The following is a 12,119-nucleotide window of genomic DNA, read 5'->3' on the forward strand; positions in this document are numbered from 1 at the left end:
CGTGCGCATGTCGGACGGGCGCGCTACGGTGACCGGGATCACGGAGGGGGCGACGATGGCGGCATTCCTCGGCTGGCCGGTGCTGCGGCAGCTGACCGGCACGGACGTGCTGGGCCGGGGCAAGGCCGCCCGCTCCCGCAAGACCGACCAGATCACCCCGCGCACCGCCACCGCCGACCGCGTGGCCCGCAGCGTCTGCCCCTACTGCGCCGTGGGCTGCGGGCAGCGGGTCTTCGTCAAGGACGAGAAGGTCGTCCAGATCGAGGGCGACCCCGACAGCCCGATCTCCCGCGGGCGGCTGTGCCCCAAGGGCTCGGCGAGCAAGAGCCTGGTCACCAGCCCCGACCGCCTGGAGACGGTCCGCTACCGGCGCCCCTACGGCACCGAGTGGGAGGACCTCGACCTCCACACGGCGATGGAGATGATCGCCGACCGCGTCCTCGCCACGCGTGCCGACACCTGGCAGCAGACCGACGCCGAGGGGCGTCACCTGCGCCGCACCATGGGCATCGCGGCCCTCGGTGGCGCCACCCTGGACAACGAGGAGAACTACCTCATCAAGAAGCTCTTCACCGCGATGGGCGCGGTGCAGATCGAGAACCAGGCCCGTATTTGACACTCCGCCACGGTCCCCGGTCTGGGGACCAGCTTCGGCCGGGGCGGTGCGACCGGTTTCCAGCAGGACCTCGCGAACGCGGACTGCATCATCATCCAGGGCTCGAACATGGCCGAGGCCCACCCCGTGGGCTTCCAGTGGGTGATGGAGGCCAAGCGGCGCGGCGCCACGGTCATCCACATCGACCCCAGGTTCACGCGGACCAGTGCGCTCGCGGACACCTTCGTGCCGATCCGGGTGGGGACCGACATCGTGTTCCTCGGCGCGATCATCAACTACGTCCTGCAGAACGAGCTCGACTTCCGCGAGTACGTCCTCGCGTACACGAACGCGGCGTCGATCGTCTCCGAGGACTACCTCGACACCGAGGACCTCGACGGCCTGTTCTCGGGCTTCGACCCCGAGACCCGCACCTACGACACCTCGACCTGGCAGTACGCCGGCGCGGAGGGCGCGGGCGAGGACGAGGACGAGGTCGCCGAGGACCGGGCCACCGCCTCGGGTCTGCAGCACGAGTCCCACGGCATGCCCGTGCCCGAGGAGCTGCAGCGCGACGAGACCCTGCGCCACCCGCGCACCGTCTACCAGGTCCTCAAGCGGCACTTCTCCCGGTACACCCCCGAGCTCGTCGCCCAGACCTGTGGCATCTCGCCCGAGCAGTTCCACGAGGTGGCCGAGGCCTGGGTCGCGGCGTCCGGGCGCGAGCGGACCACGGCGCTGGTCTACAGCGTGGGGTGGACCCAGCACAGCGTCGGCGCCCAGTACATCCGTACCGGATCCATCCTCCAGCTGCTGCTCGGCAACATGGGCCGGCCGGGCGGCGGGATCATGGCGCTGCGCGGCCATGCGAGCATCCAGGGCTCCACCGACATCCCCACCCTGTTCAACCTCCTGCCGGGCTACCTCGAGATGCCCAACGCCTCGTCCCACCCGGACTACACCAGCTGGGTGGAGAGCATGTCGATGCCGGGCGCCAAGGGCTTCTGGGGCAACGCCTCGGCCTACGCCGCCAGCCTCCTCAAGGCCTACTGGGGCGAGCACGCCACGCCCGAGAACGACTTCGCCTACAGCTACCTGCCCCGCATCAGCGGTGACCACGGCACCTACCGCACGGTGCTGGACATGATCGAGGGCACGGTCAAGGGCTACTTCCTCCTCGGCCAGAACCCGGCCGTCGGTTCCGCCCACGGCAAGGCGCAGAGGCTCGGCATGGCGAACCTCGACTGGCTCGTCGTCCGCGACCTCTACGAGATCGAGAGCGCGAGCTTCTGGAAGGACGCCCCTGAGATCGAGACCGGGGAGATCGTCACCGAGGAGTGCCCCACCGAGGTCTTCCTCCTGCCTGCCGCCTCCCACGTGGAGAAGGAGGGCACCTTCACCCAGACCCAGCGCATGCTCCAGTGGCGGGAGAAGGCGGTGGAGCCCACCGGCGACCGCCGCTCGGAGCTGTGGTTCTTCTACCACCTGGGCCGGATCATGAGGGAGCGCCTGGCGGAGGGGAACGTCGAGCGGGACCGCCCGCTCCTCGACCTCGCCTGGGACTACCCGGTGCACGGCGAGCACGACGAGCCCAGCGCCGAGGCCGTCCTCAGGGAGATCAACGGCTACGAGGTGGCCACCGGCCGCCCGCTGTCCACGTTCACCGAGCTGCGCGCCGACGGCACCACCGTGGGCGGCTGCTGGATCTACACCGGCGTCTTCGCCGACGGCGTCAACCAGGCCGCCCGGCGCAAGCCCGGCCGCGACCAGGACTGGGTCGCCCTCGAGTGGGGCTGGGTGTGGCCCGCCAACCGCCGCATCCTCTACAACCGCGCCTCTGCCGATCCCGAGGGCCGGCCGTGGAGCGAGCGCAAGGCCTACGTGTGGTGGGACGAGGAGAAGGGGGAGTGGACCGGCCACGACGTCCCCGACTTCGAGAGGACCAAGCCCCCGTCCTACCGCCACGAGCCCGGCGCCACGGGTGTCGAGGCGATCGACGGCACCGACGCCTTCATCATGCAGGGTGACGGCCGCGGCGCCCTGTTCGTCCCCTCCGGGCTCGTCGACGGGCCGCTGCCCACGCACTACGAGCCGGTCGAGTCGCCGTTCCACAACACCCTGTACGGCCAGCAGGCCAACCCCACCCGCATCGAGTACCGCGAGCCGATCAACCCGATGAACCCGAGCCCCCCGGGTGGTGGCAGCGAGGTGTTCCCGATCGTCTTCACCACGAGCCGGCTCACCGAGCACCACACCGCCGGCGGCATGAGCCGCACCCTGGAGTACCTCGCCGAGCTCCAGCCGGAGATGTTCGTCGAGGTGTCACCCGCACTGGCCCGGGAGCGGGGGCTGGAGCACCTGGGCTGGTGCCACGTCGTCACCGCGCGCGCCGCCGTCGAGGGCCGTGTCGTCGTCACCGACCGCCTCCGGCCGCTGCGCGTCTCGGGCCGCACCGTCCACCAGGTGTGGCTGCCCTACCACTGGGGCAGCCGGGGGCTGGTGACCGGTGACGCCGCCAACGACCTGTTCGGCATCAGCCTGGACCCCAACGTCCTCATCCAGGAGACCAAGGCGGGCACCTGCGACATCCTGCCGGGGCGTCGTCCGCGCGGCCCTGCCCTGCTCGAGATGCTCCAGGGCTACCGGTCCCGCGCCGGCACGGACGTCGCGCGGCCGATCGTCACGGCCGACCCGCGCGCCGTCCGCCGGTCCGACGTCGCCGAGGACACACCAGCCGGACCAGCCGAAGGGAGCCCATGATGGCGAACAGCCTGTTCGGGCCGGTCGACCCGGCGCTCGACGCCGGGTACGAGGACCCACCCCCGCGCAAGGGCTTCTTCACCGACACGAGCGTCTGCATCGGTTGCAAGGCGTGCGAGGTCGCGTGCAAGGAGTGGAACCTCGTGCCCGGCGGGGAGGATCTCGACCTCCTCGGCCAGTCCTTCGACAACACCGGCGCCCTCGGCGCCAACACCTGGCGTCACGTGGCCTTCATCGAGCAGCAGCGGCCCACGGTCAACCTCGGCATGCCCGGCAGCGGCCCGCCCGCCCCCACCGGCGGCCAGGGCGCGAGCATGCCGCCCGGCACCGTCGCGTCCGGACCGCAGACCGACACGGGCGGCCCGGACGGTACCGGGCCCCAGATGGCGGACGAGGAGGGGGCGCAGGCCGACTTCCGCTGGCTCATGTCCTCCAACGTGTGCAAGCACTGCACCCACGCCGGGTGCCTGGACGTGTGCCCCACGGGCGCCCTCTTCCGCACCGAGTTCGGCACCGTCGTCGTCCAGGACGACGTGTGCAACGGCTGCGGGTACTGCGTGCCGGCCTGCCCGTACGGGGTCATCGAGCGACGTCGCGGGCCCGCCGGGGCGCTCAACGTCGGCATCGCCCAGAAGTGCACGCTGTGCTACGACCGCCTCGGTGACGGCCTGCAGCCCGCGTGCGCGCAGGCCTGCCCCACGGAGTCGATCCAGTACGGCGACGTCGAGGAGCTGCGTGAGCGTGCCGAGCGGCGCCGCGCGGAGCTCCACGAGCAGGGCGTGGCCGAGGCCCGTCTCTACGGCCACGACCCCAACGACGGCGTCGGTGGCACGGGCGCCTTCTTCCTCCTCCTCGACGAGCCGGAGGTGTACGGCCTGCCGCCCGACCCGGTCGTCCCCACCCGCGACCTGCCGCAGATGTTCAACCGCGCCACCGCGGCCGCCGGGGCACTGCTCGCCGGTGCGGCGCTCGCCTTCCTGGGGAAGCGATGACGACGACGCACGTCGGCGGGCGCCGTCCCCGCACCCGCCGTGACCGCTCCGACGAGCAGCCGGTGCCCGAGGCCGAGTTCACGTCCTACTACGGGCGCCAGGTGGTCAAGCCCGCACCGTGGGACGTGCGCATCCCGCTGTACATGTTCGCGGGCGGGGTGGCCGCCGGCTCGTCGCTGCTCGCGGCCGGCGCTCAGCTCACCGGCCGACCGGCGCTGCGCCAGGCGGGGCGGCTCACGGCGGCCGGTGCGCTGGCCGTCAGCCTCGGCGCCCTGGTGAGCGACCTCGGTCGGCCCGAGCGGTTCCTCAACATGCTGCGGACCGTCAAGCTCACCTCCCCGATGTCCGTCGGGACCTGGCTGCTCAGCCTCTACGGCGCCCCCGCCGGGATCGTGGCCCTCGACGAGATGGTTCGGCTCACCCCCCTCGACTCCCGCGCGGTGCAGCTGCTGCGCACGGTCAGCGGCCCCACGGGCGTGCTCGCGGCGCTCACCGCGCCGCCGGTGGCCGCCTACACCGCCGTGCTGCTCTCGGACACCTCCACGCCCACGTGGAAGGCCGCCTACCGCGAGCTGCCGTTCGTCTTCTGCGCGTCCGCGGCCGCCGCCTCCGGCGGCATGGCGATGGTGACCACCCCCGCGGCCCAGGCCGGGCCCGCCCGGCGGCTGGCCGCGGCGGGCGCCGTCGTCGAGCTCGTCGCCGAGCGGGTGATGGAGCGCTCGATGGGGATCATGGCGGAACCGCTCCACACCGGCGCCGGCGGGCGGTACATGCGGGCCGCCAAGGCGCTGACGGCCGCCGGCGCGCTCGGGGCGCTGCTCGGCGGGCGGCGCCGGTGGGTGGGCGTGCTCGGTGGCGTCGCGCTGGCGGCCGGGTCCTTCTGCACCCGCATGGGTGTCTTCGAGGCGGGGCAGGCCTCGGCACGCGACCCGAAGTACACGGTGGTGCCCCAGCGCGAGCGAGTGGACCGCGGCGAGGAGGTGCGGTTCACCCCGCGGGGGGAAGGGCAGCGGTGAGTGACGCCGTCGCGCCGCTCGGCATCGTCGATGCCATCGGGCCGGCCGGCGAGAAGAAGGCGGGGGTGCCCGCGTGGCAGCTCGTGCTGCGCGCCGTCCTCGCCACCTACCTCCTCGGTGCCGCGACCACCCTCGCGGTCATGGTCCAGGTGGAGACCGGCGTCCCGGTGCTCGGCTCGGTCGTGTTCCCCATCGGCCTCACCCTCGTCGTGCTCGTCGGCCTCGAGCTCGTCACCGGGGCCTTCGGCATCGTGCCGATGGCCGTGCTCGAGCGACGCATCAGCGTCGCGGCGTGCCTGCGCGTGTTCTGGTGGCTCGTCGTCGGCCACCTCGTCGGCGGCCTCGCCGCCGCCTGGATGATCACCGCGGTCCTCACCGGCATGGGCACGATCGCCGACGAGCCCACCGCGGGCGCCCTCGTCGACCTCGCGGTCGACAAGACGCTGCGGTACGAGGAGGCCGGGCCGGTGGCCGGCCTGGGCTGGGCCACGCTCAGCGCGGTGCTGTGCAACTGGCTCGTGGCGCTCGGCGTCATCATGGGCTTCTCGTCCACGAGCACCACCGGCAAGATCCTCGCGATCTGGATGCCGATCCTCACCTTCTTCGCACTCGGTTACGAGCACGCCGTCGTCAACTTCTTCGTCATCCCCTCCGGGATGATGCTCGGGGCCCCGATCGGGATCGACGACTGGTGGGTGTGGAACCAGGTCCCCGTGCTCGTGGGCAACTTCATCGGTGGCCTCACGCTCGCGGCGCTCGGTCTCTACTTCTCCCACCGCACCCGGCCCCGCCGCCCCGAGGACGACGTCGAGGCGGAGGACCGCGACGCCCAGTCGGCCTGAGCGCCGCGCGGGCCACGACGCGTCGCACGTCCTGCTCCTCCCGACGCGCCAGGACGGGCGACGGATGATCGGAGAGGACGACCCGGGCTGGGGAGGGGCGCGGGCGACCGGTCAGGGCAGGATGCGCTCGCGGCCGGCGTAGACGTTGGCGGAGTCACCGCGGCTGAAGCCCACCAGCGTCATCCCCACCCCGGCCGCCAGCTCCACCGACATCGCCGAGGGCGCGCTCACCGCGGACAGCACGGCGATCCCCGCCATGTGCGCCTTCTGCACGAGCTCGAAGGACGCCCGGCCGGAGACCTGGAGCACGCACCGGCGCAGCGGCAGCCCCCGCTCGCGCAGCGCCCAGCCCACGACCTTGTCCACGGCGTTGTGGCGGCCGACGTCCTCGCGCAGGCACAGCAGCTCGGCCCGGCCGTCGTCGTCGACGGCGAAGAGGCCGGCCGCGTGGACACCGCCCGTCTCGGCGAAGAGCCGCTGCTCCGTGCGGAGGCGGTCGGTCATGGCGAGCAGCTCGGCGAGGGGCACGCGGACGTCGTCGGCCACCGGGAAGCGGGAGGCGCGGGTGACGGCGTCGATCGACGACGTGCCGCAGATGCCGCACGCGCTGGAGGTGTAGACGTGGCGCTCGTGGGAGGTGCCCGGCGGGGCGACCCCCGGGGACAGGTGGACGTCGACGACGTTGTAGCTCCGGGTGCCGTCGGGGTTGACCCCCGGCCCGTAGCCGACCGCGGCCACCTGCTCCGCGTCCCACACCACCCCCTCGGAGACGAGGAAGCCGAGGGCCAGGTCGAAGTCGTCGCCCGGGGTGCGCATGGTGACCGTCCACGCGCTGCCGTCCACCCGCAGCTCCATCGGCTCCTCGCCGGCGAGGACGTCGCTGCGCGGGCGGCTGGTGCCGTCGACGGAGAGCCGCTCGACGCGGTGCCGCCTGGTCCGTCGCACCCGTCCTCCTCGCCCGGTCGTCCGGCCCCGATCGTATCCGCGCCGGGGTCCCGGCGCGCTGCCCAGGAAGCTCCCAGGTGCCACCCAGAGCCGGGCAAGGTCCGCGGTGTTCCCTAGGTCGTGGACGCAGACCCAGGAGGACCACCATGACCGACTTCGGAAGCACCGGCGACGCACGACGCGACGCCTACATCGCCCGCGACGAGCGGGCCGCCCGCGAGCAGGCGGAGGTCGACGCCATGCTCCTGGGCACCTCGCCCCTCCCCGCCCCCGACCCCGCCACCCGTGTGCCCTTCGTCGACGAGCTCGCCCAGCGCCGTGCGGTCCGGGTGCTCCCGCACGGCCGCCGCCGCGGCTGGGCCGCCCTCGGAGGCACCGCCGCGACCGCCGCGCTCCTCGCGAGCCTCGGCACGGCCACCGTCACCGGTGCGTTCGACTCACCCGGCCTCGACACCCCGACGACGGCGGCCCCCACCCAGGTCGTCCCCGCCAGCTCGACGTCGGCCACCCCGGACTGGCAGGCGGTCACCGCCGCCGTACGCGGGTCCGTCGTCGCCATCGACGTCGTGACGGCGTCCGGGCAGGGGCAGGGCTCCGGCGTCGTCATCGACGACGAGGGGCACGTGCTCACCAACAGCCACGTCGTCGACGGCGCGCGCTCGATCACCGTCTCGCTCGCCGACGGCCGCCTCCACGAGGCCGAGCTCGTGGGCCAGGACGAGACGACCGACCTCGCCGTCGTCCGCCTCGTCGACCCGCCCGCCGACCTCTCCCCGGCCACCCTCGGCAGCTCCGCCGAGCTGGCCGTCGGGCAGGCCGTCCTCGCGATGGGCAACCCGCTGGGGCTCGACTCGACCGCGACCACCGGCATCATCTCCGCCCTCGATCGCCCGGTCGTCACCCAGAGCCGTACCGAGTCGGTCGTGACGAACGCGGTCCAGATCGACGCGGCGGTCAACCCGGGCAACTCCGGCGGGCCGCTCTTCGACGCGCAGGGCCGGGTCATCGGCATCAACAGCTCGATCGCCACGCTCTCCGGCGGCGGGGGACAGTCCGGCAGCATCGGGCTGGGCTTCGCGATCCCGGTGGACCAGGCGGCCGACGTCGCGCAGCAGCTCGTCGAGGACGGCAGCGTGGAGCACGCCTTCCTCGGCGTCGGGCTCACCGACACGACCGTCGAGGTCGACGGCGTCACCCGGGCCGGCGCCCGGGTCGAGCAGGTCGAGCAGGGCTCACCCGCCGCCGAGGCGGGCCTGCGGCGCGGCGACGTCATCACCGCGATCGACGACCGCGCCGTCGACAGCTCCGCCGCGCTGACCGGCTACGTCCGTCAGTACACCTCCGGGGACGCCGCCACCCTCGACGTCGCCCGCGACGGCGAGCTGACACAGGTCGACGTGACGCTCGCCACAAGGCAGACCCCGAGCGCCTGACCGCCCCCCGGCCCCCCACCCGAAACGTCGCAGCTGGTGAGCTGACTGACGCTTGTGCCCCCTCAGGGGTCGTCGAGCTCACCAGTGGCGAACTTGGGGGGCGGTGTCAGGTGGTGAGGGCGCTGCGCATGGGGGTGAGCTTCGCCTCCGACTCGCGGACCTCGGCCGCCGGGTCGGAGGCGGCGACGATGCCGCAGCCGGCGAACAGGCGCACGGACCGCGGGCCGGTCACCTCACCGGAGCGCAGGGCGATGCCCCACTCGCCGTCGCCGTCGGCGCCCATCCAGCCCACCGGGCCGGCGTAGCGGCCGCGGTCCATCCGCTCCGACTCGGCCAGCACCTCGACGGCGCGGGGCGTGGGCGTGCCGCCGACGGCGGCCGTCGGGTGCAGCGCCGCCGCGAGGGCGAGCGAGCTCGGGGACGTCTGGCGGTCCACGACGCCGGTCACGTCGCTGGCCAGGTGCATGACGTTGGGCAGGTGGAGGACGAAGGGCGAGTCGGGCACGTTGAAGCTCGAGCAGTACGGCCCCAGCGCCTCGGCGACGGACTGGACGGCGAGCTCGTGCTCGGCCAGGTCCTTGGAGGAGCGGGCGAGCTCGGCGGCGTGACGCAGGTCCGCGGCGTCGTCCCCGGTGCGCTGGATCGTGCCGGCGAGGACGCGGCAGGCCACCAGGCCCTGGTCACGCCGCACGAGCAGCTCGGGCGTCGCGCCCACGAGCGCGTCGACGGCGAACGTCCAGCACGTGGGGTACTGGTCGGCGAGGTTGCGCAGGAGGTGGCGGACGTCGACGTCGGCGCTCGTGCGGGCGACGACGTCGCGGGCCATGACGACCTTCTCCACCGTGCCGGCGCGGATGGCGGCGACGACCTCGGCCACCGCCTCCTCCCACTGCGCGCTCGTGAGGGCGCCGTCGGCGAAGGTCACCTCGCCGGGGGCGGTGACCGGCACGACGTCGCCGCGGCTGTGGGCGAGCGAGGGTGTCGGTCCCAGGCCCGCCGGGCCGACGACGGTCAGCCAGCTGCGGCCCTCGCGGCGCCCGACGACGACGCGCGGGACGACGAGCGTGCCACCCGCCTGCGAGCGGCGGGAGAAGGCGAAGGAGCCGAAGGCGACCGGTCCGGTGCCCGGCACTCCGACGGCGTCGCGCACGACCATCGCGGCTGCCGTCCGGCGCCACCACGCGTCGGCGTCGATCATCCGGGTCGCCCCGGACGTCTCCACCCGGGCAGCCACCCCCCACCCGACGAGCCCGTCACCGCGGCGCACCCAGCTCGCCGTCGTGGCGACGTCGGGCCGGGGGAGGAGGTCGAGGAGGTCGCCGGGGTCGGCGATGGGGACGGTGCGGGCGAGCAGCGGGACGCTCGCCGCGTCACCGGCGGGTGCGGACGACATCGCGGGTGTCCTCAGCGGGTCGCGCGGTGGAGCGCGACGATGCCGCCGGAGAGGTTGCGGTAGCCAACCGAGCGCCAGCCCGCGCCGGCCACCAGCGCGGCCAGGCCGCGCTGGTCGGGCCAGTCGGTGATCGACTCCGCGAGGTAGCCGTAGGCGTCGGTGTTGGAGGACACCAGGCGGGCCACCCGGGGCAGCACCTGGGTGAGGTAGAAGCTGTACAGCACGCGGAAGGGCCCGAAGGTGGGCCGGGAGAACTCGCAGATCACCAGGCGCCCGCCCGGCCGCGTCACGCGCCGCATCTCGCGCAGCGCGAGGTCGGTGTCGACGACGTTGCGCAGCCCGAAGGAGATCGTCACGACGTCGAAGGACTCGTCGGCGAACGGCAGCCTCGTCGCGTCACCCGCGACGAAGCTGAGGTCCGGCCGGCGGCGCTTGCCCACGCCGACCATGCCGGTGGAGAAGTCGCAGGGGACGACGGCGACGCCGGCGTCGGCGTAGGCCTCGCTGGAGGTGCCGGTGCCCGCCGCGAGGTCCAGGACCCGCATGCCCGGCTCGGCAGCGACGGCGCGCCGGGTGGCCACGCGCCACAGCCGGTCCTGCCACAGGGAGAGGACGTCGTTGGTGACGTCGTAGCGCTTGGCCACGGCGTCGAACATCCTCGCCACCTCACGCGGCTGCTTGTCCAGGTCGGCTCGGCTCATGGGGGCATTCTCCCAGGGCGGGCGTCCCGCACCTGGTTAGGTCACCCTAAGCGGTTCGCGCGTCGCGAACTTTGTAGACTGCTGGAGCACCACGGCGTCCGGTCCGGACGCCGCTGAGCACCACGACGAACCAGGAGAGGTGACGTGCGCGCAGCCCACGATGACGCCGACGTCATCGTTGTCGGCGCAGGTCCCGCCGGTTCCGCCACCGCCCACTACCTGGCCCAGACCGGGATGGACGTCCTTCTCCTCGAGAAGGCGACCTTCCCCCGCGACAAGATCTGCGGTGACGGCCTGACCCCGCGGGCGGTCGCCGAGCTCATCCGTATGGGCGTGCCCACCGAGGAGTCCGACGGGTGGATCCGCAACTGGGGCCTGCGCACCTACGGCGCCGGGCACCGCATCGAGATCCCGTGGCCCGAGCTCGCCGAGATGCCGTCCTACGGCCTGGCGCGCTCGCGGATGAACCTCGACGAGACGCTCGCCCGGCACGCCGTCGCGAGCGGTGCGCGGCTGCTCGAGGGTGTGGCCGTCACCGGTCCGGTGCGCCACGAGCGGTCGGGCCGCATCCTCGGTGTCACCACCCGCTCGGTGGACGCGACCGGCCGGCGCACGGGGGAGGAGCGCTCCTACCGTGCCCGCATCGTCGTCGACGCCGGTGGCGTCTCGGCGCGCCTGGCCACGACGATGGGCCTCGAGAAGAACGACAACCGCCCCATGGGCGTCGCGATCCGCACCTACTTCCGCAGCCCCCGCCACGACGACCCGATGATGGAGTCGCACCTGGAGCTGTGGGACGGGGAGCCGGGCCGCTCGAACCTCATGCCCGGCTACGGCTGGATCTTCGCCCTGGGCGACGGAACCGTCAACGTCGGTCTCGGCTCCCTCAGCTCCACCGCCAAGCCCACCAAGCTCGACTACAAGGGCCTGTTCGCGACGTGGATGCGCAACGCCCCCGCGGAGTGGGAGTTCACGCCGGAGAACCAGGTGGGCGAGCTGCGCAGCGCCGCCCTGCCCATGGCCTTCAACCGCAAGCCGCACTACTCCCAGGGGATGCTGCTCGTCGGTGACTCCGGTGGCATGGTCTCCCCCTTCAACGGCGAGGGCATCGCCTACGCGATGCAGTCGGGCCGGATCGCCGCCGACGTCGTGTCCCAGGCGCTGGCCCGGACCACGCCCTACGCGATGGAGAAGGCGCTGCGGACCTACCCCGCGATCCTCGCCGACGAGCTGGGCGGCTACTTCACGATGGGGCAGGTCTTCGCCCGCCTCATCGAGCGCCCGGAGATCATGCGGGCCTGCGTGAAGTACGGTCTGCCACGACCCGTCCTCATGCGTTTCGTCATGAAGCTCCTGTCGGACGGCTTCGACCGTCGCGACGGGGACTGGATGGATAGGCTCATCGCGGCACTGAGCAGGGCGGTGCCCGCATCGTGAGGCAG

At 73.1% G+C, this 12,119-nt stretch carries 9 protein-coding genes; 6 read left to right on the forward strand and 3 right to left on the reverse strand.

Going from position 1 to position 12,119, the window contains the following annotated elements:
- Positions 1-55: 55 nt before the first annotated feature.
- From fdh to DSZ44_RS10040, 4 genes are read left to right on the forward strand one after another with little or no spacing between them, the layout of a single operon-like run.
- The gene (gene fdh / locus DSZ44_RS10025) at positions 56-3,355 is read left to right on the forward strand and encodes a formate dehydrogenase (RefSeq protein WP_258369397.1); all 3,300 of its coding nucleotides are present in this window, start codon (positions 56-58) and stop codon (positions 3,353-3,355) included.
- Positions 3,352-4,347 carry a 4Fe-4S dicluster domain-containing protein gene (locus DSZ44_RS10030; RefSeq protein ID WP_110852483.1) on the forward strand — a complete coding sequence of 332 codons (996 nt, stop codon included), beginning with the start codon at positions 3,352-3,354 and terminating at the stop codon, positions 4,345-4,347. The genes fdh and DSZ44_RS10030 overlap by 4 nt, the downstream gene beginning before the upstream one ends.
- On the forward strand, positions 4,344-5,363 hold the full coding sequence (gene nrfD / locus DSZ44_RS10035; RefSeq protein WP_110852484.1) for an NrfD/PsrC family molybdoenzyme membrane anchor subunit: 1,020 nt from the start codon (positions 4,344-4,346) through the stop codon (positions 5,361-5,363). The genes DSZ44_RS10030 and nrfD overlap by 4 nt, the downstream gene beginning before the upstream one ends.
- Positions 5,360-6,205 carry a formate/nitrite transporter family protein gene (locus tag DSZ44_RS10040; protein WP_110852485.1) on the forward strand — a complete coding sequence of 282 codons (846 nt, stop codon included), beginning with the start codon at positions 5,360-5,362 and terminating at the stop codon, positions 6,203-6,205. Before nrfD ends, DSZ44_RS10040 begins: the two co-directional genes overlap by 4 nt.
- Positions 6,206-6,316: 111 nt before the next feature.
- Here the strand turns inward: DSZ44_RS10040 and fdhD are convergent, their stop codons facing one another.
- On the reverse strand, positions 6,317-7,150 hold the full coding sequence (gene fdhD / locus DSZ44_RS10045; RefSeq protein WP_258369398.1) for a formate dehydrogenase accessory sulfurtransferase FdhD: 834 nt from the start codon (positions 7,148-7,150) through the stop codon (positions 6,317-6,319).
- A 146-nt stretch (positions 7,151-7,296) separates the two neighbouring features.
- Between fdhD and DSZ44_RS10050 the strand changes: the two genes are divergently transcribed.
- Positions 7,297-8,583 (forward strand): S1C family serine protease, encoded by a 1,287-nt coding sequence (locus DSZ44_RS10050; protein ID WP_110852486.1) that lies wholly within the window; start codon positions 7,297-7,299, stop codon positions 8,581-8,583.
- A 106-nt stretch (positions 8,584-8,689) separates the two neighbouring features.
- On the opposite strand, the gene DSZ44_RS10055 is transcribed toward DSZ44_RS10050, so the two are convergent.
- Together DSZ44_RS10055 and DSZ44_RS10060 are read right to left on the reverse strand one after the other, a co-directional pair.
- Positions 8,690-9,976 carry an isochorismate synthase gene (locus DSZ44_RS10055; protein WP_110852487.1) on the reverse strand — a complete coding sequence of 429 codons (1,287 nt, stop codon included), beginning with the start codon at positions 9,974-9,976 and terminating at the stop codon, positions 8,690-8,692.
- Between the two features lie 11 nt (positions 9,977-9,987).
- The gene (locus DSZ44_RS10060; protein WP_110852488.1) at positions 9,988-10,677 is read right to left on the reverse strand and encodes a demethylmenaquinone methyltransferase; all 690 of its coding nucleotides are present in this window, start codon (positions 10,675-10,677) and stop codon (positions 9,988-9,990) included.
- Between the two features lie 144 nt (positions 10,678-10,821).
- Here DSZ44_RS10060 and DSZ44_RS10065 point away from each other — a divergent pair, with 144 nt between their 5' ends.
- A complete protein-coding gene (locus DSZ44_RS10065; protein ID WP_110852489.1) occupies positions 10,822-12,114 on the forward strand; it encodes a geranylgeranyl reductase family protein in 1,293 nt (430 codons plus the stop codon).
- Positions 12,115-12,119: the final 5 nt, after the last annotated feature.

This window comes from Georgenia satyanarayanai, assembly GCF_900116375.1.
GTDB classification, from domain to species: Bacteria; Actinomycetota; Actinomycetes; order Actinomycetales; family Actinomycetaceae; genus Oceanitalea; species Oceanitalea nanhaiensis.